This is a genomic window from Ruegeria sp. K11 (genome assembly GCF_056531905.1).
In genome coordinates this window covers 308,252-330,990 of sequence record NZ_JBQFMP010000001.1, presented here as the reverse complement: position 1 = coordinate 330,990, position 22,739 = coordinate 308,252, and the positions used below count along the sequence as shown (strand labels likewise).

Below are 22,739 nucleotides of genomic sequence, written 5' to 3'. Positions count from 1 at the left end.
TCCGGCCCGAGGAAACGCGGACCCTTCATGCGACACACGCTGCCAATTGCGCCACAATTCTATGTGACGGCTCCCCAGCCCTGCCCTTACCTTGAGGGCAGAATGGAACGTAAGCTGTTTACCGCACTGCAAGGCGAAGGTGCGGACGGGCTGAACAATTGTCTTTCGCAGCAAGGGTTTCGTCGATCTCAGAACGTGCTGTATCGCCCCTCGTGCACCGATTGCGCCGCCTGCCTGTCCGCCCGGATCGACATCTCGGCCTTTCGTCCCAGCAAAAGCCAGAAACGCGCCACGAAACGCAATTCCTACCTGAAACGCCGCGCCACCTCGCCCTGGGCAACGGATGAACAATTCGATCTGTTCCGACGCTATCTTGATGCCCGCCACGCCGATGGTGGCATGGCCGATATGGATGTGTTCGAATTCGCCGCGATGATCGAGGAAACTCCGATCCGCAGCCGCGTGGTTGAATATGCCCACCCCGAAACGGACGAACTGATCGCTGTCAGCCTCACGGATGTTCTGGATGACGGGCTCAGCATGGTCTACTCGTTCTTCGAACCCGCGTTTCAACAAAAATCGCTGGGCACCTACATGATCCTCGACCATATCGAGATCGCGCGCGAGGCGGGGCTACCTTATGTATATCTGGGCTATTGGGTCCCGGGCAGCCCCAAGATGGGCTACAAGGCCAAGTTCTCGGGCCTGCAGGCCTATCTGGGCGGCGAGTGGCGCAAAATTGCCAACCCTGAAGCATTCACCGACACCTCGCACCACCCGCTCTCGTCGCCACCGATTGCCGAGCAAGTGGCAAATATCCAGCTGCCCGACCGGCACCCCACCAAAGGCTGACGCGCCCGGCAATCCGCATCGACCCCATCTCACGATCCCGGACAGTCCTGAACTCATCGCGACACCCTCCGCTGCGCCGGTGCACTAGGGCACCCTTGCAATTGCCTCTGATCCGCTTCTTCATCTGGCCAAAAAATATCCCGGGGTTGAATTGGCCAACGGCCAAGAAGGGGCTGGCCCCTTCCATAACAAAGGGGGCCGACGGCCCCCTTTTTATCGTGCTCTTTCCGTTTTCCGGCTCAATTCGGGATCAGATCCGGCACAATGGTCACGATGGACGGGAATGACCACAAGATCGCGATCCCGACCACCTGAATGATCACAAACGGAATGATCCCGCGATAAATATGCCCTGTCGTCACCTCTTTGGGCGCCACCCCGCGCAAATAGAACAGCGCGAACCCGAACGGTGGCGTCAGGAACGAGGTCTGCAGGTTCACCGCAACCATGATCGTGACCCATTTGGGATCGAATGACCCACCATAGATCACCGGCCCCACAATCGGGATCACGATGTAAATGATCTCGAGGAAATCCAGCACGAAACCCAGAACAAACAGCACCAGCATCACGATCAGGAAGACCGTGAACTCGTTGTCGAAGCTCTTGAGGAATTGCTGAATGTAGTGCTCTCCGCCGAACGAGATCACCACAAGGTTCAGCAACTGGGACCCGATCAGGATGGTGAACACCATCGACGTCACCTTGGCGGTTTCACGGACAACCGGTGTCAGAACACCGCCCGCAAACAGCACCCAGCACCCGAACAACAGGCCGAACAGCGCATATAGATATGTCGAATATGCGAAGACGAAGGCGATCCAGCTTTCAACCGACACACCGCCCTGATTGATCCGAAGGTCAAAGTTCACCCCCAACAACAAACAGATGATGATGGCAAAGGTCGACCAGATGATCACCATGCCGGATTTTCCCTGATCCTGCAGCTTGCGATAGGCCGCCAGCATGATGGCCCCGCCTGCACCCAGCGCCGCCGCAGGAGTCGGGTTGGTGATGCCACCCAGAATCGAGCCCAGAACCGCGATGATCAGAACCAGGGGCGGGAAGACCACCCGGATCAGGTCATTCGAGGAACATCGGATCGCCGCTTCCTTACAGCCGTAGATCGCCAGAGCAAATGGCAAGGCCAGCAGCAGGAAGGTTGCGCCAGACGATGTCGTGGGCGCAATCAGCAACACATCGGCCAGCAGCATCAGCAACAGTCCGATGGCCCCTAGGATCAAGGGCTGCGGTGATTTCGACGGGGCGATCCCACGGCCCAGCACCAGCGTCAGGCCCAGCAGCACCACGATCACGGCAACACCGTTGCCAATTGGCGCGGCGGCCGCAATCTTGGCTTCGCGTGCGGCAAGCAGCTCTTCCTCAGTCAGACGCTGCGACTCTGCGGCGCCACCGGCGGCATCCAGCGCCTCCTGCTCGGCCACCGCCTGATCCCAGGCCGACTGGCCATGTAGCTCGATCATCGACGCCTGGCACTCTTCCGACACGTTGGTGCGCAGCGACGCCCCTTCTCCGATATCCGAGAAGGCCGAAACCGTTGTACTTTGACTGCCGATGACACCGGCACTGCCCAGCAACAACGCGCCTGCAATCAGGGCAATTGGTGCGCCCAGGAACCAGATCAGCCCTTCCGAGCGGGTGATCGGCTCTCCGCTGCCGCCAGCCATCTCAACAGCCGGCGCCTTATCCGGGTTCAGCATCGCATAGCCAAAGGCATAGAGTGCATAGAGAAGCGCCAGCATAATGCCTGGCAGCAGCGCCGCCTGGAACAGCGTCCCCACCGAAACCACTGCAGGTTCACCCAGATAGGTCAGCGCGTCGGTACAGCCTGCCTCGACGGCGCGGGTTTCTTGCGCAGTAGAGTAAAGATCACCGGCCAGTGTCCCCAGCAGAACGATCACAATCGATGGCGGGATGATCTGCCCCAGCGTTCCCGAGGCCGCGATCACACCGGTCGCCAGTTCCGGCGAGTAATTGTTCCGCAACATGGTCGGCAGGGCCAACAGGCCCATGGTTACCACGGTCGCGCCAACGATCCCGGTCGAGGCGGCAAGGAACGCGCCCACAACCACAATCGACACCGCCAGACCGCCGGGCAGCGGGCCAAAGACACGCGCCATCGTGGTCAGCAGGTCGTTTGCGATCTTCGAGCGTTCCAGCGTGATACCCATCAGAACGAACATCAGAACGGCCAGCAGGGTCTCGATGGACTGCCCGGCCAGAACACGCTCGTTCATCCGGTTCACGATGAAGGACACATTGCGGTCCAGCGCCGTTTCCCAACCCTGAACGAAGACCGGCTCAGCGATACGTGGCAGGTCCGGGTATCGGAACACGGACACCGAGTCCGGTTTGACCCCCGAATTCACCAGATCCCGATAGGCTTGCGAGCCGGTATCGATGGCCTGGTGGATCAGCAGCCCGGCGCTGTCCAGCGCGGCGATGATCCCGAAGGAAATGATCCCGGCCCCGCCGATGGCGAAGGCCACCGGAAAACCGGACAGGATGCCTCCGAAAAGGCAGAAGAATACAATTATGAGGCCGATCTCGACGCCATCAAGTCCGAATAGCATAGTCTGGGTCTCCGTCCCTAATGCGCGCCTTCATAGGCTTCTTCACCTTCGCCAAGGCTGTCCTTGTCGAGGTATTTCCCGACACTCTCCGGCCCTTCCACAAATTCCAGATACGACCGGTACAGGAAGGCGACCGCGTGCAGGAAGACCATGCCCGCAAAGGCGACCAGCAGAATTTTGAACAGGAAGTAGGCGTTGAACCCGTTGGGGCTGAAGCCGATGGTTTCAACATTCCAGCGCAGGGCACGGGATTTGGCTACCAGCCGGTCCAGTGTGTCGCTGGCCGAAGGTTTCGGCACGATCAGGTGCCGCCACATGAAATACCAGCCATACATCCATGTCAGCACCGCCATCGGCATCATGAACAACACGGCCCCGCACATGTCGACCACACGTTTGGCGCGGTGACTGATGCCCGCATAGACCAGATCAACGCGGACATGGCCGCCCTGCACAAAGGTGTAGGTACAGCACAGGCAAACAACCATGGCATTGTAGAGTTTCAGTTCTTCCGCAAACCAGCTGATATCCATCTGAAACGGGATACCAAAGCCAAAGCTCATATCCGGTCGCGCGAAAACCCGCTGCATAAAGACAATGACGATCTGCTGAATCACCATCAGCAAGCCTGCCCATGCAAAGAAGCGGCCTGTGGTATTGGCAAAGCCTTCCAGCACCCGCACCACGCCCCACATGAAGCTGTTGCGGTAAAGGCCAACGGCTGTCACCACCAGAAAGACTGCGAAGATCACGAAAAAAAACTCGATCGACCCGCCGTAATAGACAAAGCGCATGATGGCTTGTTTGTCTGACCAGTCCAGCCAGAGTTGCGGATGCGTGATCGCGTATCCAAAGTTATAGAAGGCTTCGGCAATGTTCTGAATGAACCAGATCAGTCCATTCCACAGGGCGCCGAAAAACGAGATACCGTTATCGTCCTGCATGTTGTCCCCAGGTCGTCTCGGTTGCACTTTTGTTGAACGCGGTCAGTCCGAACCGCTTTTGCGCAACGGGAAAGGCCTCCCCGCACAAGCGGGGAAACCGGTCTGTTTGTTGCAAGTCAGCTTAGCCGCGTACGCGGTCACGCTGCGTGGTGTAGGCACCCGACGACAGGTTCTGCCACGCCGAAGATGCGGCCATCGAGGACATTGCGCTGTCGTGGATTTTCTTGAACAGTTCGTCGCCCATGTTCTCGTCCAGCACTTCCTGGCTGGCCTGACCGAAGGCATCCCAGACGCTGTCGGGGAATTCCAGAACCTTCACACCACCAGCCTGCAGGCGCTGCAGAGCGGCACCGTTATTGGCCAGGAATTGCGCCAGATTCCACTGGTGCGCTTCGGCGGCGGCGATCTCGATGATCTTCTGCTGTGCTGGTGTCAGTTCATCAAACACGTCGCGGTTGGTGGCCAGCGACAGACCTGCGCCCGGCTCGTGGAAGCCAGCGGTGTAGTAGGTCTTGGTGATTTCCTGGAAACCGGCTTTTTCGTCGGCCCAGGGACCGATCCACTCGGTGCCGTCAATCGCGCCGGACGACAGCGCCTGATACACTTCCGAGCCCGGGATGTTCTGCACCGATGCGCCCAGTTTGCCCAGCGCCTTGCCGCCCAGACCCGGCATACGGAATTTCAGGCCGTTGAAGTCTTCGGGGCTGTTAATCTCTTTCGAGTACCAGCCACCTGCCTGTGCACCGGTGTTACCGGCCAGGAAGGATTTCAGGCCGAAGATTTCGCCCAGCTCGTCATGCAGCTCCATACCACCGGCATGGTAGTACCAGTTCACCAGTTCCTGCGCGGTCATGCCAAACGGCACGGCCGTGAAGAATGCATAGCCCGGGTGCTGACCGACAAAGTAATAGTCCGCCGCGTGGTACATGTCCGCCTGACCGGACGATACCGCGTCAAACACCTCAAACGCGCCAACCAGTTCACCTGCCGCCTTGATGTCAACCGTCAGGCTGCCATCGGACATGGCGTTGATGCTGTCGGCACAACGCTGCGCGCTGTCAAACACACCAGCCAGACCGCGACCCCAAGATGTCACCATGGTCAGGGTGCGATTGCCCTGCGCATAAGCCGGTGCCGCCAGCGTGGTGGCCGCAGCTGCCGAGCCGCCCAGAGCAGATGTTTTCAGAAATGAACGACGATCCATATGAGTGTTCCTCCCCTGCATATTCAATACCCGGCACATACCGGGTCAGTCGTTGTCAGTGTGCGCAGCCTAATCAGGGGCATGGGAATGTGAATACCTACAACTGCGTAGACGCGCCCTTTTTTGCGCACTCAATGCCCTCTCAAGGCTCAATGTGATCCCAGTTGGCACCGATCCGGGGCCAGATCACCCGGTTTGGCCCAATGTTTTTGCAATTTCCACGCAGCTTGCGTATCGATTCGGCTATGGGAGGAGTTCGAAACCTAATCAGGTTGACTTACGGACAGAAGCTGTCGCTTGTGGCTGCGATTCCGCTGATTGTCGCGGTGGCCGCCATTGCCGCACTTGTCACCTACGAATCCCGCGCGACAGCCGAACGCGAAATCCAGGCACTTGAACAACGCTTGATCGAGGCAAAAAGGGCCGAGCTGCGCAATTATGTTACGCAGGCCCGCAACGGTTTTGCCTACATATACGGACGCGCCGCGCCCGATGACGCCGAGGCAAAAAGTCTGGTCACCCAGATCCTGTCGGCGATGATCTATGGGAAGGACGGGTTTTTCTTTGTCTACGATTATGACGGCAACAACCTGGTCAGCCCACGCCAGACCGAATTCATCAACCGAAACTGGGAAGGCCTGACCGACAGCGACGGCACCCCTGTGGTCGACGAGTTTATCCGTCTGGCCCGTCAGGGTGCGGGCTGGCACAATTTCATGTGGCAGAAACCGTCAAGCGGAGAAGAGGCGCAGATGATCGCTTATGTGGTCGGCCTGCAGGATTGGCGTTGGGTCGTGGGCACCGGCGTGTTCATCGACGACATCGTGGCGACCGTGGCCAATGCCCGCGCCGAGGTCGAAACCCGGGTTCGGCGCACTTTCATGTATATTGGCGGTATCGTTCTGGCCGCCGTACTGATCGTGTTTGCCTCGGGCATGTTGCTCAATATTCGCGAACGCCGTCTGGCGGATGCCAAGCTCAAGGAACTGACGCAAAGAGTATTCGACACCCAAGAAGAAGAGCGTGGCCGGGTGGCGCGCGAACTGCATGACGGCATCAGTCAGATATTGGTGGGCGTCCGCTATGCGCTGGACAATGCGCGCCGTCGGCTGATCAAGGGGGATGAAGACGGGGCACGTGAACCTTTGCAGAAAGGCATCGACAATCTAGGCACCGCGATCACCGAAGTGCGCCGGATCAGCCGAGACCTGAGGCCCGGGGTTCTGGATGATCTGGGCCTGGGACCCGCCTTGAAAGCGCTGACCGATGATTTCCGGGAACGCACCGGTGTTGAAACCGAGTTTTCGACCGTGGTATTCCGCAACCGGCTGGACCAGGACAGCAAGATCGCCCTCTACCGCATCGCGCAGGAAGCGTTGACCAATATCGAACGCCATTCCGGCGCGACCCAAGTGACCATCGACCTGAGAGGACACAAGAAAGGCGCCACCATGCGCATCACCGACAACGGACGCGGGTTGCGGAATGAACCGGGCTCAGCCGGCACCGGGATCGGTCTGCGTAACATTCAGGAACGTGTGGACCGGCTTGACGGAACCCTGCGCATCCTGTCATCCCGCGGCACACGCAGTGGCACGGTGATCGAAGTGACCCTGCCGCTGAGCCATCTGCTGTCGCCTCAGGATGACGCAACCCCAACCCGAAAGGCAGGTTCATGATGACAGAACCGGTACGCGTACTGATCGTCGATGACCACCCGATGGTGGCCGAAGGCATCCAGTCACTTCTGGAAAGCTATGACGAAATCGAAGTGGTCGGCACACTCTCAAGCGGACAGGAGGCGGTGGATCAGGCCGATGCGCTGCGGCCGGATGTCGTGTTGATGGACCTCAACATGCCGGGCCTGAACGGGCTGAGCGCGACCGAAATCATTCTGGAGCGCGCGCCCGACACGCGGGTTCTGATCCTGTCAATGCATGACAGCCCCGAGTATATCTCGACCGCCCTCAGCCATGGCGCGCGCGGGTATATCCTCAAGGATGTGCCCACCGATGAGATCAAACAGGCGATCGACGCGGTGATGCGGGGCGAGCGTTATCTTTGCACCGGGGCCAGCGGCTCGCTGGAACCCAAGGACGGCAACACGCGCGAGGCATTGACCGGGCGGGAACAGACCATTCTGCTGGAGCTTGCGCAGGGTAAATCAAACAAAGAGGTCGCCCAGACACTGGATATCTCGGTCCGAACAGTCGAAACGCACCGCAAGAATATCAAACGCAAGCTTGGCATTTCCTCAACCGCCGGTCTGACCCGCTATGCGCTGGAGCATGGGGTTCTGCAGGGCACCGGTTCCGGCCTCTGACCGCAGCGCGGCACGCGCTGCCGGGCCCAACCGGCGAAGACGCGCCGCAGGCGTGTCTACACCGGGCGGGAGCGGCTTGGGTCAGCTTTTGCTCCGAATATCCTCGCCAAAGAAGATCAGCGTTCCATCCTCATCGATCACGTGGAACTCGCGCTGCTGATAGGGCTGATCAAACGGGGCGCGTATACGCCCGTCCGGCAAATCCTCCAACCCCGGACGAAGGCTGTCATACAAGGCAACAATATCCACTACGTCGATATAGAAAGATTGATCGGCACCCAGCGGTTTGCCATCCGGTCGTGGCGGGCATTCCAGCAGACGAATGGCCACCGGATCACGCCTGAGATAGGCGTAGTTCTCCTGCCGGAACGTGCAGGAAAACCCAAGCCGCGTGCAATAAAACGCGATCTGCCGTTCCAACGAGGAACACAAAACAAATGGCGTGAGGCCCAACAGGTGCGGCATGTCCCCTCCTGACACAGTTTGGTTCAGCCTATCACAGTTCAGTCCAGCAACCGATCCGTCCTGTTGCCATCGCGCGCATGATGTTGCGGCAGCACGCGGCCATATAACTGCCGGGTCCGCTCGACACTGCCACACATGCCCGGTGCTTCGACAAACGAGAATATTCCCACATAACGCTTGTGCGCGCCCCTAACCGGCGCGACACGGTGCAGGGAATACCGGCCCCGGAAGATCTGCAGATCACCCGGTTGCAACTCGAGCCTGCGCACCCGCCCCATATTGCCATCCAGAACCGACGTGACGGCGGCAAAATTCTCATCATCTGCGCTTCGCAAATTGGCAGCGTATTCAAACGCCCCGCCTTCTTCGCCATTTTGGATCGCCAGCGTGACCGTGTAATTGTTGGTATCGAAATGCCAGGGAAACCCCTGCCCCTCTTCCACCACATTGATGATCACATCGGCCAGCGGATCATCATAGCGAAAGAACCGGTCTTCGGGCTCGTTCAGGGCAGCGCGGATGAACGGCATGAAGCCTTCGAATTCGTATATCCGGCGCAGCGGGCCATCCTTGGCAAAGTTGTCAGCCGGAACAAAGGCGTTTGAGCGGTCATAGAACCGGCGCAAAGGGTGCCCGATACCAAAACGCGGGTCATCCTTGGTAAAATACGGATTGGTCCGGTTGAACGAGCGATGGGCGTTGGGCGCAACCGCGTCGGCCTCGGCCAACAGCTGTGTCAGCCCTGCCTCATGAACAAAGCCCGGCAGCACCGCACAGCCGTCCTGACCCAGATCACGGCGCAGGTCCTCGATCAGCCGGTCATAGGCATGCGAGCCCGGGCAATCGATCGGATACCGGCCCAAATCCACCAGATCGTGCAGCATGACAACCCTCGTTCACTCATCCTCTGTCTGAACAGCCTGACGCAGAGCACGCCGGTCATCATGCCTGTTTCGGACATCGCCCTGACGCATTTGACCCACGAATATTTCCGATTCAGCACCGTTAACCCCCATCAATTTCGCGGAAATTCCGAGTAGGCGGCGCCAGACGCAACAAAATGTCGCGAAATAGATCGCCTGAGATAGAAAATTTGCACAATTGCCTGTTGACGCCCCTCGCGCCCGCCCATAATGTCCGGTCCAGCAGAAAAGGAGCCTCTGGCGATGAGAACGCTAGTCGTAATCGTAGGAACCACGCGCATGGGCCGGTAACGGTAAACCATAATCGAACCCATGCGCCTCCGAGAAACTCGGGGGCTTTTTTTTGGCACAACGCAAGACACATGTCGCGAACGGAGCAAAGCAGATGACACGTGAGATGACCGGCGCAAAGATGGTGGTTCAGGCCCTCAAGGATCAGGGCGTGGACACAGTATTCGGATATCCCGGCGGCGCCGTCCTACCCATCTATGATGAAATCTTTCTGCAAAACGACATTCGCCACATTCTGGTGCGTCATGAACAGGGAGCCGTGCACGCCGCCGAAGGTTATGCGCGCTCGACCGGCAAGCCGGGTGTCGCGCTTGTGACCTCGGGTCCGGGCGCGACCAACGCGGTGACTGGACTGACCGATGCGCTTATGGATTCGATCCCGATCATTGTTCTGACCGGTCAGGTGCCCACCTTCATGATCGGCTCGGACGCTTTTCAGGAGGCTGACACCATCGGCATCACCCGCCCCTGCACCAAGCACAACTGGCTGGTCAAGGACACGGATTCGCTTGCCGGAACCATCCATGAAGCGTTCCATGTCGCCACATCGGGCCGTCCGGGCCCGGTTCTGGTCGACATCCCCAAGGATGTGCAGTTTGCGTCCGGTGAATACAGTGCGCCCAAGCCGTCGACCTCGCATTACCAACCGGTTCTGAAAGGCGATCTGGAAGAGATCACCGAACTGGTGGCCGCCATGGAGATCGCGAAAAAGCCGATCTTCTATACTGGTGGCGGCGTCATCAACTCTGGCCCCGCCGCCAGCCAGTTGCTGCGCGAGTTGGTGGACGCGACCGGTTTTCCGATCACCTCGACCCTGATGGGTCTTGGCGCCTATCCGGCCTCGGGCAAGAACTGGCTGGGAATGCTGGGCATGCACGGCCTTTACGAGGCCAACATGGCCATGCATGACTGTGACCTGATGATCAATATAGGTGCCCGCTTTGACGACCGGATCACCGGGCGGATCGACGCGTTTTCACCAAATTCGATCAAGGCACATGTGGATATCGATCCATCTTCGATCAACAAAGTGATCCGCGTGGACATCCCGATTGTGGGCGACGTAGCCCATGTGCTGGAAGACATTCTGAAGGTCTGGAAAGCACGCGGACGCAAAACAGATGCGGCCAACGTTCAGCAATGGCAAAACCAGATCGCCGAGTGGCGCAAGATCAACTGTCTGGCTTTCACCAACAGTGAAAAGACGATCAAACCGCAGCACGCGCTGCAACGTCTGGAAGAGCTGACGAAAACCCACGACCGCTACATCACGACCGAGGTCGGTCAGCACCAGATGTGGGCCGCACAGTATCTGGGGTTCGAGGACCCCAATCGCTGGATGACATCCGGTGGTCTGGGCACTATGGGCTATGGCTTCCCGGCCTCGATCGGCGTGCAGATGGCGCACCCGGATGCGCTGGTCATCAATGTGGCTGGCGAAGCCTCGTGGTTGATGAACATGCAAGAGATGGGCACCGCCGCGCAGTACCGTCTGCCCGTCAAGCAATTCATCCTGAACAACGAACGTCTTGGCATGGTGCGCCAGTGGCAGGAATTGCTGCATGGCGAGCGCTATTCGCATTCCTGGTCCGAGGCTCTGCCCGATTTCGTCAAGCTGGCCGAAGCGTTCGGTGCCAAGGGCATCTTGTGTTCCGACCCCGCCGATCTGGATGACGCCATCATGGAGATGATCGCTTATGACGGTCCTGTCATCTTCGACTGTCTGGTCGAAAAACATGAAAACTGCTTCCCGATGATCCCGTCAGGCAAGGCCCATAACGAGATGCTGTTGGGCGAGGCTGAAACGCAGGGCGTGATCGACTCGAAGGGATCAGTTCTCGTCTGACTTTTTTCAGACCCGGCCGACAAAACGTCAGCTTAACTTCAATTCGACAAGGCGCTCAGATGCATACGGACATACGTACCGAAAAGGACTACGCCGATGCGCGCCTGTCGATGTTTGAAAGTCGCCGCGCGTGGCAAGCCGGAACGTTGGTACCTGCACTTCTGATCCTGTTCTGCATCATCTGGAATTATACCAGCTATCTGGAAATCGTCCGCGATGGAAAAATCGCCCTGAACATAGATTTCAGGGTGTTTTGGGCAGCTTCGCGCCTTGCCATATCCGGAGCACCCCTGGACGCGCTTGACATGGACAAGCTCATGCAAACGCACCAGATCATCAACGAAGACTGGATGCCATGGATATATCCAGCAGGTTTCCTGATTGTCCTCACACCTTTGGGAGCCCTGCACTTTTCAGTGGCATGGGCGGTCTTCACCGCAATATCTTTGCTGGCCTCTTTGGCCGCATATCGCCCCTTTTCGGGCGGAGTAACTCCTGTCTGGCTCGGGTTCGCGCTGGCCCCTGCCATGATGCCCAATCTTACCACAGGACAAACCAGCGTCTTGTGGATTGCAGGCCTGATCGGCGCGTTGGCTCTTCTTCGGGACGGTAAACCGATTTGGGCAGGTATCGTGATCGGCGCGCTGACATTGAAGCCCCAGCTTGGACTTCTGATCCCAATCGCGTTGATCGCATCGGGGTCCTGGGCAACATTTTTCTCTGCAGCCGTCACAACAATTGCGATCACGGTGCTGTCCACTTTCGTTGTTGGCGTCGAATACTGGTCTGAATTGCGCGCTCTGCTGGATTTACAGGTCGAATATGTAAGAAGCGCCAGCAGTGCCAATGATCTTATGATCAGCGCCTATTCGATTTTCGCAGGGCTGGGTTTGCCCGACGCAATGGCATTGTCGATGCAATGGGTGTTGGCTGTTTTGGCAGCATTGGTTGTGTTCGTGACCTGGCGCAGCCCAAAAATCTGCTTTGATCTGCGCGTCGCCACTTTGTTGCTTGGGATTATCTGTGCAAGCCCCTACTTGTGGTTTTATGAATCCACACTGATCGCGGCCGCCGCCCTCTTTTTGCTGCGTGCAGGTGTGCTTGGCTCCAGCCCGGCAGGGCTGGTTTTGGCGGGCTTCATGTGGGTCGGGATCACCCCCGCATTCGTGGTCATGTTCTTTACCGACTTTGACCAGTTTGAAATGCGCGCGGCCTTTGCCCCGGTTGCGTCAGCCGCGATCATTGTTTGTTGTGCAGCGATCATTCGACGATTGCGCACACCAGCCTCAACCGAGCCTCTGACTTGAGGCGCACCATGTATATTGTCTATCCGGAGTAATCCAACATGTCTGCTCTACACATCAAAAAAGGCTCTACCCGCCATTCGGCCTATAATCTACGCCCCACCTTCTCGGACGTTCAGGAACAGCACACCATCGCCGTTCTGGTCGAGAACGAACCGGGTGTTCTGGCCCGTGTAATCGGGTTGTTCTCGGGGCGCGGATACAACATCGACAGCCTGACCGTGGCCGAGGTTGATCACACCGGCCACCTCAGCCGCATTACCATCGTGACAACGGGTACGCCGCAGGTGATCGAACAGATCAAGGCACAGCTGGGTCGGATCGTTTCCGTACGCGACGTGCATGACCTGACAGTCGAAGGCGCTGCGGTCGAGCGGGAGCTGGCGATTATTAAGGTCGTTGGTGAAGGCGACAAGCGGGTCGAAGCATTGCGGCTGGCCGATATCTTCCGCGCCAACGTGGTCGACAGCACGTTGAATTCATTCATTTTCGAGATCACAGGCGCGCCGGATAAAATCGATGCCTTCGCGGATCTGATGCGTCCGCTGGGCCTGATCGAAGTGGCCCGCACCGGTGTCGCCGCCTTGTTGCGCGGTGATTGACAGATCAGGGGCTTTCATCTCATTCCAGATGAAAGCCTTTGTCCCGCGCGCAGAAACGCGGCCCGCCTGTGTCTTTGCAACAGTGCAATTAGACCTAATGCAGGCATAATATAAATAAAACACAAACATAACTGCTTTAATATGTTGCTTTTATTGGCAGTACGTATAGCCTGCGGCCTCAAGTGATCCTCGGGGATTGCTTGCAGGGGTCTTTTAACGATTTCGCAGAACGACAATGCAGCCCTCAGGCTGTGTACGTCATGTTTTTGAATGCCAAGATCAAACTGGGACAGACATGACTGAAACCACTCGCAGTCCCGCTGACTTGCGCGCCATGTTCGGCGCAAACTTGCGCCGGCTTGCTCAAGATTATCCTTCTGTCTCGGCATTGTGCCGTGAGTTGGGAATCAATCGGACCCAGTTCAATCGCTATCTCGCAGGAGAGAGCTTTCCCCGGCCGGACGTACTGGATCGTATTTGCCGGTTTTTCAACGTCGATGCGCGCATTTTGCTGAAACCGCTGGACGAAATTGACCCTCCTCTGGATCATCCAGCCGAGGCTTTGAACTGGTTCATGTCTCATCAGAACCGAGCGTCCCTGCCGACCGGCTTCTTTCTGCTTCTGGAGGCACATTCCACTGTTAACGAGGTATCCAGGTCTCGCCTGCTTTTCGTTCGACAGATCGGCGGTGTCACATTGGTGCGGGGATACGAGCCGCGCGCACTTGCGGCGTCCGCGTCACCACACCACCGCAAAGTCATGGGTTTTGTCGCTGGAACGAAAACCCATGTGTGTGCGTTGATCACACGAAAAGACGCGCGACAGGGCCGGATGATCGTAGTGTCTGAGCAAAAAGGGCTCGACGCGCGTATCTGGGTTGGGAAAGGTTTCGACCTGTCTGCCGAAACCGGCGGCGATGTCAGACCGCAGCATGTTGAGTTGCACCACATAGGCACAGATCTGCCGACAGCATTACGCATTGCGCGCCGCGCACTTTACTCTGATGGTTCCGATTTTCATCTCAGATTTCCGCCGAGCTCTGCGCCCACGTCGGAGTCCTGACGGTTCAGCCCCGGCTATAATCGCTGGCCCGGCGACCCATAACCTTCCAAATTCTAAGCGCTTGCGGGCGGTTCCGATATCTGACGATACAGATGCCAACTGGCATGCCCCAGCAGAGGCAGGACAAGAAACAACCCCAGGAACCAGGGGATCATCGCCAGAAAAGTAATAACCGCAATGAAAGCCCCCCATCCCAGCATCACCTTTTTGTTGGCGCTGACATAGGCGAAACTGGCGATCATGGCGGTGACAAAGTCCAGTTCACGATCCAGCAACATGGGAATAGACAGAACCGTGATCATGTAAAGCAGGATCGCAAACACGGCGCCGACTGCGGTTCCCACAGCCAACATGGTCACCCCGTTCGGCGTCAGAAACACTTCGAGAGAAGACGACACGTTCGTCATGGTGGACAGCCCCATGAACAAGGCAAAGATCATGTGGCCCAGAAAGAACCAGAACAGGAACATGACCACTATGATGGCACAGATAGACGGCAATTGCCGGCGACTTTGCTGGACGACGACACCAAAAATTGCTGCGGAATCCAAGGGCTCGCCCTGATCCAGCCGATGCGACACCTCATACAGTCCGACCGCAGCAAATGGTCCGATCAGCGGAAATCCGATCGCGGCCAGAACCAGCCAGAAAGACGTGCCCGACTGAATGGTCACCCATGCCATCACCCAACCGGCCAGCACGTAAAACCCTGCAAAGATCAAGCCAAAAAGCGGCGCGCGCCGGTAATCCCGCCCCGCCTGGCGCAGCGCTTCTTTCAGCATCGCGGTGTCCACGGGTCTCAACGTCGGTACACCAAACTGTCTCTCCATTCTCGGTCTCTCCTCCCCGAAGATGTCTAAAATGCCGGTCGCCGTTGCGGCCAGGTTGTGGCTTCGTGATAGGCCGCGCCCATTGACAACAAGCGCGCGTCCGACCCGCGCGGTCCAAACAGCTGAATCCCCATCGGCAACCCATCGATCCCAAATCCGGCGGGCATGCCCAGACAGGGAAGACCCAGCAGGCTGACCGGAGTCACCACCTGCATCCAGCGATGGTAAGTGTCCATCAGACTGCCCGCGATTTCAGTCGGATAGGGGATATCGATCCGAAATGGCCAGACCTGAGCCGATGGCAGGACCAGCGCATCAAAATCTTCAAACACCCGAACTGCCTTACGAAACCAGTCCGACCGGATGACACTGGCGCGATGTATCTCCATCGCGCTCATCGCCAACCCCCGGTCAAGTTCCCACTGAGCACTGTCTTTCAGCGCGTCCTTTCGCTCGGACATCGGCTCTAACCCCGCCGCGATCGACCAGGATCGCAAGGTGATCCAACTCTCCCAGATAAGATCGGCATCAAACGGCGGGGCCACTTCGTCCACATGGGCACCAAGCTCGGCAAAGACCCGTAGTGCATCCTGACAGATATCCGAAATACCCGCCTCATACGGAAATGCGCCGCCCCAATCCCCCAGCCACCCAATCCGCATACCGGACAGGTCAGATGGCAGCACCAGGCCGCCGTTCTCAAAGGGGCTGTTGTTGGGTAGCCTTGCATCCGGACCGGCCGTGACATCCAGTAAGATCCCCAGATCTGCCGGTGACCGCGCCATCGGACCCAATGTCGATAGTTGATGCAGGAATCCATCGCCTGAAGGCTCTGACGGAACCACGCCCCAGCTTGGCCGAAAACCGTACACATTGTTCCACGCGGCAGGGTTGCGCAAACTGCCCATCATGTCCGAGCCGTCCGCCAAGGCCAGCATTCCGGTTGCCAACGCGACCGCGGCGCCCCCGGACGACCCGCCACAGGTCCGTTCGGCATTATAGGGATTGCTGGTCGCACCATAGACCCGGTTGAAAGTGTGCGATCCCAATCCAAACTCCGGCGAATTGGTCTTGCCGATCAAAATCGCCCCCGCCGCCCGCAAGCGCGCCGCCGGAAGATCATCCACCTCGGGCACAAAATCCCGAAACAACGGCGAGCCCTGCGACGACACGATACCCGCCACATTGACCAGATCCTTGACCGCCATCGGCAAACCGTGCAAGGGCCCCCGAACGGGTCCTGCATCCAGCGCCTGCGCCTCTGCCAACAGCGACTGCTCATCGCGCATCGCAACAATGGCATTCACATCAGGATTGACCTGTCCGATCCGATTCAGCGTGGCCTGCATCACCTCCGCACAGGACACGCGTCGATCGGCCAAATCAGCCAGCAGGGTCTGGGCAGAAATCTGGGTCAGGTCCATCAATGGCTCGAGCGTCCTCATCAGCGGTTACCAACCAGCCTAGCCAAGCCGTCCCGGCATTTAAACCCACTGTTTAGATGTATCTTTTCCCATCCGACCGCGCACCCGCCCCGGCTTCATCTGGCCAAAAATATCCCGGGGGAGTCGCGGCTTGCCGCGGCGGGGGCAGCGCCCCCTGCCCGACCTAATCGCCCTGCGCTTCGGACCGGCTTTTGCCTGCCACATCCAGGGCCAGCGTTGCGGCCATGAACCCGTCGAGATCACCGTCCAACACCCCTTTGGTGTCAGAAGTTTCGAAATTCGTCCGCAGATCCTTGACCATCTGGTAAGGCTGCAGAACGTAGGACCGGATCTGGTTACCCCAGCCCGCATCACCTTTGGCCTCATGCGCCGCATTGATATCCGCGTTCCGCCGGTCCAACTCTTGCTGGTAAAGCCGCGATTTCAGCGCCTTCATGGCGATATCCCGGTTCTGGTGCTGCGACTTTTCCGAACTGGTCACAACAATTCCGGTCGGGATATGGGTAATCCGCACGGCCGAATCCGTCGTGTTCACGTGCTGCCCACCCGCACCTGACGACCGGTAGGTATCGATCCGGATATCCGACGGGTTCACTTCGATCTCGATATTGTCATCGACCACGGGATACACCCAGACCGAGCTGAAAGAGGTGTGCCGCTTGGCCGCGGAATCAAAGGGCGAGATGCGCACCAGCCGGTGCACACCACTTTCCGATTTCAACCAGCCATAGGCGTTATGGCCGGAAATCTTGTAAGCTGCGGATTTGATTCCAGCCTCTTCCCCAGCCGTCTCGGACTGCAGTTCGACCGTATAGCCCTTCTTCTCGGCCCAACGCACATACATCCGCGCCAGCATCGAGGCCCAGTCACAGCTTTCTGTCCCTCCGGCGCCCGAGTTGATCTCGAGGAAGGTGTCATTGCCATCCGCTTCACCGTCCAGCAACGCCTCAAGCTCTTTCTTGGCCGCTTTCGCGCCGAGTTTGGCAATCGCATCTTCGGCGTCTTTGACGACTTCTTCGTCTTCCTCCATTTCACCCAGTTCGATCAACTCGATATTGTCGCTCAGATCGGTCTTGATCGACTCGTAGGTTTCAATGGCATCCACCAGCATCTGACGCTCGCGCATCAGTTTCTGGGCATTTTCCGGGTTATCCCACAGGTTGGGGTCTTCGACCCGGGCGTTGAACTCTTCCAGCCGGTGCGGCGCGGTTTCATAGTCCATGCGCTGCGACAACAGCTCCAGCGACTTTTCGATGTCCGCCACGATATTCTGGGTTTCCGCGCGCATGGTTACGTCCCAACTTGCTCAATCAGGCCTGCGTGATAGCAAGAGGTTCAGGCCACCACAAGATGAAGGAGACGCGAATGCCTGCCGCTCTGGCGGATATCCTTGATGCATGGGGGCTGAGCGGGGCCATTCTGGTCTCGGAAACCGGCCATGCGCGCGTGTGGAAGGTCCGGACGCAGGACGGGCAAATGGCGGCCCTCAAACTCTACAATCGCCAGGATCGTGGAAACGAAGCCGCCGGAACTCGAATTCTTCGGATGTGGAACGGTGCCGGTGCCGTCAGGATTCTGGCCGAGACAGAAAACGCGGTCCTCATGGAATGGCTGAGCGGCCCGACACTCGGCGACATGGCCCGCGACGGCAAGATAATGCAGGCACTGTCCCTTTTTGCTGAAACGGCAGAACGGCTCCATTCAGCACCAATTCCCGATCATCCGGCATGGCGACCCCTGAGCGATATCTTTGGCCCCCTCTACACCTTCGCGTTCTCGTCGGATTGTCCGGTGGGGTTGAAAGCCGATATGCAGATGGCCTGCGATCTTGCGCATCATATGCTCGACAACCAAACAAACCCCGTTCCGCTGCACGGAGATCTGCACCCCGACAATGTGATCCTGACAAACACCGGACCTAAGGTCATTGACGCCAAAGGTTATGTGGGCGATCGCGCGTTTGAGCTGGCCAATGCCCTGCGCCACCCCAAGGGGATGTCAGATCTGGTCCGGCGTCCGGAACAGATCGAACGATGTCTGACGCTCTATGCTGGTGCTTTGAACGTATCGCGCGACCGGCTTGCGAAATGGGCTGCCGCTAAATGTGCGCTTTCAATCTTTTGGCGGGCTGGTGGAACAATCGGGCACGACCCCGAAGCCGATCTGTTGCGTCTGTTGCTGGAGGCAGCGGGTCAATAAAGCCCGCCGCCCTGCAGATCGCCCTGACTGGCGTTCGGGCCAACCGTGATCGTGTTCCCGGTCGAGGTGGTTACCTGACGGCCCGAACTGGCCTCTTCGAACAACGGCAGATCAGAGCCCATCGCAAAGCCGCCGTCATAGACGCGGTCGATGAAGCCATCGACGCCATCGCGGAAATACTCGGCGACCACATAGTCGCCGGTCGCGCTTTCGGGCAGGCGCGCGCCGCTGAAGCGGTCGATCTTGATGAAATGTCCGCCCTCTGGCACGTCGAACGGGCCGCCACCGTATTTCTCGGTCGCGTGTTCCATAAAGCTCTGGAAGACCGGGCCGCACATGGTGCCGCCATAGGCGCCACGTCCCATGGGGCGCGGGCGATCATAACCGATGTAACACCCGGCCACGATGTTGGATGTAAACCCGATGAACCACGCATCCTTCGAGTCGTTGGTCGTGCCCGTCTTGCCCGCCGTCGGCACCGGCAAATTGACAAAGCTGGATGCGGTGCCGCGATCCACAACGCCTTTCATCATCGAGGTCAGCTGATAGGCGGTAATCGCGTCCATGACCTGAGACCTGTTTGTCTCGATTGTCGGAGCCTCGTCAGGCTCCAACCAGCTTGAGTTACAATCCAGACACTGGCGGTCGTCATGGCGATAGATGGTTTTGCCAAAGCGGTCCTGAATGCGGTCGACCAGTGTGGGCTCAACCCGCTCACCGCCGTTGGCGAACATCGCGTAGGCCGCGACCATCTTATAAAGCGTCGTCTCCTCGGACCCCAGCGAGTTCGCAAGGAACGCGCCCATCCGGTCATAGACGCCGAACCGTTCGGCATAACCTGCGACCACCGGCATGGTCACTTCCTGCGCCAGACGAATGGTCATCAGGTTCCGTGATTGTTCAATTCCGGTGCGCAGCGGTGTCGGGCCGTAAAACTTGTTCGACGAGTTCTTGGGACGCCAGAGCCCCTGCGGTGTGTTCACCTCAATGGGCGCGTCCACAACGATTGTCGCCGGGCTATAGCCACTGTCCAGAGCGGCGGCATAGACGAAGGGCTTGAAGCTGGACCCAGGCTGCCGCTGCGCCTGCGTGGCACGGTTGAACACCGAATCCTGATAGGAAAACCCACCCTGCATCGCCAGCACGCGGCCCGAGTTCACGTCCATCGCGACAAAGCCACCCTGTACCTCGGGCACCTGACGGGCCGACCATTGGCCGTCTTCGCCCGCCATGACCAGAATGACATCGCCCCGTTTGAAATTGTCGAAGAAATTGCCCTGCATCCATTGGATATCCGAGCGTGGAACTGTCCCGTCGGCAGGGCCATCTTCGATTCCGACCGTCAGCGATTGCTCGGCCACGTTCAGCACAACAGCCGGATACCATTGCGTTGGCAGTACCACATCACGCGGGATTTCCAGCGTCGACAGGGCCTCGCGCCACTTGGCTTCGTCCGCCAGCGTCTCATCGGCGATCACCTCTCCGGTGCCCCGCCACTTACCGCGTGAGCGGTCGTATTTCTGCAATGCCACGCGCAGGGCCTTGGCCGCCTCGACCTGCATTTCCTCGTCCACCGAAGCGCGTACGGTGAACCCGCCGGTAAAGAACTCACCCTCACCGAAATCCTCGCTCAGCTGGCGGCGGATTTCGTCGGTGAAGTAGTCGCGAGGCGGCAAAGCTGTGCGGAAACTTTCAAAATCGCCGTTCTGGACCGAGCGCAGCGGCATGGCAACCTCGGTCTCATAGGTTGACGCGTCGATATATCCGTTCTGATTCATCTCACGCAAAACGTAGTTTCGGCGGTCCAGCAGGCGTTGTTTCTCGAACACGGGGTGATAGTTTGACGGGGCTTTTGGCATCGACGCCAGTGTTGCAGCCTCATGCGGGGCCAGTTCCTGCAGCGTCTTGTTGAAATAGGTCTGCGCCGCTGCCGTCACGCCGTAAGAGTTCTGACCCAGAAAGATCTCGTTCATATAGAGTTCAAGGATCTGTTCCTTGTCGAGCGTATCTTCCAGACGGGTGGCCAGGATGATTTCCTTGATCTTTCGCTCGGCCTGACGGTCGCCGGACAGCAGAAAGTTCTTCATCACCTGCTGGGTAATCGTGGACGCGCCGCGGACATTCGCGCCCTTGGATTGGACCGCCTCGACGCCTGCGGCAACGATCCCGCGCGGATCATAACCCTGATGCGTATAGAAGTTCTTGTCTTCCGCCGAGATGAACGCCTGTTTCACCAGATCGGGAATTTCTTCGGAAGGCGTAAACAGGCGGCGTTCCTGCGCGAATTCATCGATCAACTGACCCTCGCCGGAATAAATCCGGCTGATCGTCGGCGGTTTGTACTGCGCCAGCGATTCATGGCTGGGCAGGTCGCGCCCATACATCCAGAACACCGCACCGATCACCAGTGCGGCCATGAAGATACCCAGGGTTACGAGGCTGAAGATCGCCCCGAAAAACGAAAGAATGAAACGGATCACGTTACTGCCTTTTGCTCGCGGTGCCGCCTATATAGGAGCGACCCTGTTCAGGGTCAAAACACGATGGCCAATATTAGCCGGTTTACGCCGTCGGGTCACTGGCCAATCAGGGACCGATTGATCACATCATCCTGACGCCAGCGTTGCAACCCGTCGCGAATGCCGCGCGCCATGCCCATGCGCCAATCCGGATTCTGAATGTTTTTCAGGTCGCGAGGACTGGACAGAAATCCAAGTTCGATCAGGACGGACGGTATGTCTGCCGCCTTGAGAACCGAAAAAGACGCCGTTCGCACCGGTTTGCTGTTCATCGGCCCGCCCTGCTGCGTCATGCCCTGCGACAACGCCTGCGCCAGAGCGTCCGTGCGCGGCCTGGTCTCCTGACGGGCCATGTCCAACAGGATATCAGCGACCTGATCATCGGTACCGCTCAGGTCGATCCCCGCAATCAGGTCGCCGCGATCATGGCGCTCGGCCAGTTTGTGGCTAGCCACATCCGAAGCATCCTCGGACAGTGTATACACCGCTGCCCCGTGCGCCCTGCCTTCCGACAGCCAGTCCGCGTGCAGCGAGATGAACACATCCGCCCCGGCCCGATGGGCCAAAGCGATACGCCGTTCCAGGGATACGAAGTGGTCGTCGGATCGAGTGAGAACCACGTCGAACCCACCGGTCCGCAACAACAGCTCACGCAATTCGCGGGCGAAGGTCAGCATCAGGGTTTTTTCGTTGATTTGCGCAATTTCGGCCCCCGGATCGATGCCGCCATGACCGGGATCCAACATAACGCGCAAAGGGCGTGACCCGTCCGCGTCACGTCGCGTCGCAACAATCTCGGGCGGTGGCAAGTCCCAGCCCGGCTGACGCGGTGCCCCGGCAGTGGCCGCGAACTGATCGAAATCGGTGCCTTTCAGGTGCAAGATCAACCTGGCCGAGCCGTCGCCCTCATCCACTCGCATATCGGCGGTTTCGACCGCCAGCGGCGCGCCAAGATCCAGCACCATGCGTGACCAACCGGGCACGTAAGCCCCGTATTGCACGCCACTGATCCGATCGGTTTGCAAGAACGTGTCGCGTGTCAGACCGGTCCAGTCGACCTCCTGAAAATCCAGCACCATGCGGTAAGGGTCGCGCAGCGTGAAAACGCGGTAGGGCACACCCTGGCTCAGGCCCAGTTCGACAACCACCCCTGCACGCCCGTCATCGCGGATGCGGCTGTCATCTGGCAAAATACGCGCAAGTGCGCTGAAATCATGCGCAAATGCAGCACTGGTCATCGCCAATACCAGCGCGATGGCGTAGAAAATCCTGCTCATGGCCTCAAGTGTTCCCGAGATCGTTTGACCGCCAGACTATCGCACCGAGGCAGTTTTG

18 protein-coding genes are annotated in these 22,739 nt (G+C 58.5%); 8 read left to right on the top strand and 10 right to left on the bottom strand.

Annotation, left to right across the window (positions count from 1 at the left end; all coding sequences use genetic code 11):
- Positions 1-27 precede the first annotated feature (27 nt).
- Positions 28-852: an arginyltransferase gene (locus ACR0K4_RS01635; RefSeq protein ID WP_480852568.1), complete on the top strand. Its 825-nt coding sequence runs from the start codon at positions 28-30 to the stop codon at positions 850-852.
- 239 nt (positions 853-1,091) lie between these two features.
- Here ACR0K4_RS01635 and ACR0K4_RS01630 read toward each other — a convergent pair whose 3' ends face one another.
- The 3 genes from ACR0K4_RS01630 to ACR0K4_RS01620 all read right to left on the bottom strand — a co-directional run bounded on the left by ACR0K4_RS01630 (position 1,092) and on the right by ACR0K4_RS01620 (position 5,594).
- Positions 1,092-3,446, bottom strand: coding sequence for a TRAP transporter large permease subunit (locus ACR0K4_RS01630; RefSeq protein ID WP_480852567.1), 2,355 nt, complete (start codon positions 3,444-3,446; stop codon positions 1,092-1,094).
- Between the two features lie 17 nt (positions 3,447-3,463).
- On the bottom strand, positions 3,464-4,390 hold the full coding sequence (locus ACR0K4_RS01625) for a TRAP transporter small permease subunit (protein WP_480515343.1): 927 nt from the start codon (positions 4,388-4,390) through the stop codon (positions 3,464-3,466).
- A 121-nt stretch (positions 4,391-4,511) separates the two neighbouring features.
- Positions 4,512-5,594: a TRAP transporter substrate-binding protein gene (locus ACR0K4_RS01620; protein WP_480515345.1), complete on the bottom strand. Its 1,083-nt coding sequence runs from the start codon at positions 5,592-5,594 to the stop codon at positions 4,512-4,514.
- A 245-nt stretch (positions 5,595-5,839) separates the two neighbouring features.
- On the opposite strand from ACR0K4_RS01620, the gene ACR0K4_RS01615 reads away from it, so the two are divergent.
- On the top strand, positions 5,840-7,273 hold the full coding sequence (locus ACR0K4_RS01615; protein ID WP_480852566.1) for a cache domain-containing protein: 1,434 nt from the start codon (positions 5,840-5,842) through the stop codon (positions 7,271-7,273).
- Complete coding sequence (locus tag ACR0K4_RS01610; RefSeq protein ID WP_480515349.1) at positions 7,273-7,917, top strand: response regulator transcription factor; 645 nt, start codon at positions 7,273-7,275, stop codon at positions 7,915-7,917. The genes ACR0K4_RS01615 and ACR0K4_RS01610 overlap by 1 nt, the downstream gene beginning before the upstream one ends.
- A gap of 81 nt (positions 7,918-7,998) precedes the next feature.
- On the opposite strand, the gene ACR0K4_RS01605 is transcribed toward ACR0K4_RS01610, so the two are convergent.
- Complete coding sequence (locus tag ACR0K4_RS01605; RefSeq protein ID WP_480852565.1) at positions 7,999-8,382, bottom strand: bleomycin resistance protein; 384 nt, start codon at positions 8,380-8,382, stop codon at positions 7,999-8,001.
- Between the two features lie 38 nt (positions 8,383-8,420).
- On the bottom strand, positions 8,421-9,266 hold the full coding sequence (locus ACR0K4_RS01600; RefSeq protein ID WP_480852564.1) for a HalD/BesD family halogenase: 846 nt from the start codon (positions 9,264-9,266) through the stop codon (positions 8,421-8,423).
- A gap of 424 nt (positions 9,267-9,690) precedes the next feature.
- On the opposite strand from ACR0K4_RS01600, the gene ACR0K4_RS01595 reads away from it, so the two are divergent.
- The 4 genes from ACR0K4_RS01595 to ACR0K4_RS01580 all read left to right on the top strand — a co-directional run bounded on the left by ACR0K4_RS01595 (position 9,691) and on the right by ACR0K4_RS01580 (position 14,411).
- Entirely contained in the window at positions 9,691-11,442 is a 1,752-nt protein-coding gene (locus tag ACR0K4_RS01595) for an acetolactate synthase 3 large subunit (RefSeq protein WP_480852563.1), read from the top strand.
- 59 nt (positions 11,443-11,501) lie between these two features.
- Positions 11,502-12,749, top strand: coding sequence for a glycosyltransferase family 87 protein (locus ACR0K4_RS01590; RefSeq protein WP_480852562.1), 1,248 nt, complete (start codon positions 11,502-11,504; stop codon positions 12,747-12,749).
- A gap of 38 nt (positions 12,750-12,787) precedes the next feature.
- A complete protein-coding gene (gene ilvN / locus ACR0K4_RS01585; protein ID WP_480515359.1) occupies positions 12,788-13,348 on the top strand; it encodes an acetolactate synthase small subunit in 561 nt (186 codons plus the stop codon).
- 334 nt (positions 13,349-13,682) lie between these two features.
- Complete coding sequence (locus ACR0K4_RS01580) at positions 13,683-14,411, top strand: helix-turn-helix domain-containing protein (RefSeq protein WP_480852561.1); 729 nt, start codon at positions 13,683-13,685, stop codon at positions 14,409-14,411.
- A gap of 53 nt (positions 14,412-14,464) precedes the next feature.
- Here the strand turns inward: ACR0K4_RS01580 and ACR0K4_RS01575 are convergent, their stop codons facing one another.
- From ACR0K4_RS01575 to prfB, 3 genes are all read right to left on the bottom strand, one after another.
- Positions 14,465-15,241: a DUF2189 domain-containing protein gene (locus tag ACR0K4_RS01575; RefSeq protein ID WP_480515362.1), complete on the bottom strand. Its 777-nt coding sequence runs from the start codon at positions 15,239-15,241 to the stop codon at positions 14,465-14,467.
- A gap of 26 nt (positions 15,242-15,267) precedes the next feature.
- On the bottom strand, positions 15,268-16,665 hold the full coding sequence (locus tag ACR0K4_RS01570; RefSeq protein WP_480852707.1) for an amidase: 1,398 nt from the start codon (positions 16,663-16,665) through the stop codon (positions 15,268-15,270).
- A 184-nt stretch (positions 16,666-16,849) separates the two neighbouring features.
- Entirely contained in the window at positions 16,850-17,974 is a 1,125-nt protein-coding gene (prfB, locus tag ACR0K4_RS01565; protein WP_480515364.1) for a peptide chain release factor 2, read from the bottom strand.
- Between the two features lie 77 nt (positions 17,975-18,051).
- Between prfB and ACR0K4_RS01560 the strand changes: the two genes are divergently transcribed.
- Complete coding sequence (locus ACR0K4_RS01560; protein ID WP_480852560.1) at positions 18,052-18,885, top strand: aminoglycoside phosphotransferase family protein; 834 nt, start codon at positions 18,052-18,054, stop codon at positions 18,883-18,885.
- On the opposite strand, the gene ACR0K4_RS01555 is transcribed toward ACR0K4_RS01560, so the two are convergent.
- Together ACR0K4_RS01555 and ACR0K4_RS01550 are read right to left on the bottom strand one after the other, a co-directional pair.
- Entirely contained in the window at positions 18,879-21,365 is a 2,487-nt protein-coding gene (locus ACR0K4_RS01555) for a penicillin-binding protein 1A (protein WP_480515368.1), read from the bottom strand. The two genes, ACR0K4_RS01560 and ACR0K4_RS01555, sit on opposite strands and share 7 nt — an antisense overlap.
- Before the next feature lie 95 nt (positions 21,366-21,460).
- The gene (locus ACR0K4_RS01550) at positions 21,461-22,681 is read right to left on the bottom strand and encodes an N-acetylmuramoyl-L-alanine amidase (RefSeq protein ID WP_480852559.1); all 1,221 of its coding nucleotides are present in this window, start codon (positions 22,679-22,681) and stop codon (positions 21,461-21,463) included.
- Between the last annotated feature and the right edge of the window lie 58 nt (positions 22,682-22,739).

Excerpts from the sequence above, each read along its gene's own strand:
- ACR0K4_RS01635 (WP_480852568.1), top strand. The coding sequence starts at position 28 with ATGCGACACACGCTGCCAATTGCGCCACAATTCTATGTGACGGCTCCC.
- ACR0K4_RS01630 (WP_480852567.1), bottom strand. The coding sequence starts at position 3,446 with ATGCTATTCGGACTTGATGGCGTCGAGATCGGCCTCATAATTGTATTC.
- ACR0K4_RS01625 (WP_480515343.1), bottom strand. The coding sequence starts at position 4,390 with ATGCAGGACGATAACGGTATCTCGTTTTTCGGCGCCCTGTGGAATGGA.
- ACR0K4_RS01620 (WP_480515345.1), bottom strand. The coding sequence starts at position 5,594 with ATGGATCGTCGTTCATTTCTGAAAACATCTGCTCTGGGCGGCTCGGCA.
- ACR0K4_RS01615 (WP_480852566.1), top strand. The coding sequence starts at position 5,840 with ATGGGAGGAGTTCGAAACCTAATCAGGTTGACTTACGGACAGAAGCTG.
- ACR0K4_RS01610 (WP_480515349.1), top strand. The coding sequence starts at position 7,273 with ATGACAGAACCGGTACGCGTACTGATCGTCGATGACCACCCGATGGTG.
- ACR0K4_RS01605 (WP_480852565.1), bottom strand. The coding sequence starts at position 8,382 with ATGCCGCACCTGTTGGGCCTCACGCCATTTGTTTTGTGTTCCTCGTTG.
- ACR0K4_RS01600 (WP_480852564.1), bottom strand. The coding sequence starts at position 9,266 with ATGCTGCACGATCTGGTGGATTTGGGCCGGTATCCGATCGATTGCCCG.
- ACR0K4_RS01595 (WP_480852563.1), top strand. The coding sequence starts at position 9,691 with ATGACACGTGAGATGACCGGCGCAAAGATGGTGGTTCAGGCCCTCAAG.
- ACR0K4_RS01590 (WP_480852562.1), top strand. The coding sequence starts at position 11,502 with ATGCATACGGACATACGTACCGAAAAGGACTACGCCGATGCGCGCCTG.
- ilvN (WP_480515359.1), top strand. The coding sequence starts at position 12,788 with ATGTCTGCTCTACACATCAAAAAAGGCTCTACCCGCCATTCGGCCTAT.
- ACR0K4_RS01580 (WP_480852561.1), top strand. The coding sequence starts at position 13,683 with ATGTTCGGCGCAAACTTGCGCCGGCTTGCTCAAGATTATCCTTCTGTC.
- ACR0K4_RS01575 (WP_480515362.1), bottom strand. The coding sequence starts at position 15,241 with ATGGAGAGACAGTTTGGTGTACCGACGTTGAGACCCGTGGACACCGCG.
- ACR0K4_RS01570 (WP_480852707.1), bottom strand. The coding sequence starts at position 16,665 with ATGGACCTGACCCAGATTTCTGCCCAGACCCTGCTGGCTGATTTGGCC.
- prfB (WP_480515364.1), bottom strand. The coding sequence starts at position 17,974 with ATGCGCGCGGAAACCCAGAATATCGTGGCGGACATCGAAAAGTCGCTG.
- ACR0K4_RS01560 (WP_480852560.1), top strand. The coding sequence starts at position 18,052 with ATGCCTGCCGCTCTGGCGGATATCCTTGATGCATGGGGGCTGAGCGGG.
- ACR0K4_RS01550 (WP_480852559.1), bottom strand. The coding sequence starts at position 22,681 with ATGAGCAGGATTTTCTACGCCATCGCGCTGGTATTGGCGATGACCAGT.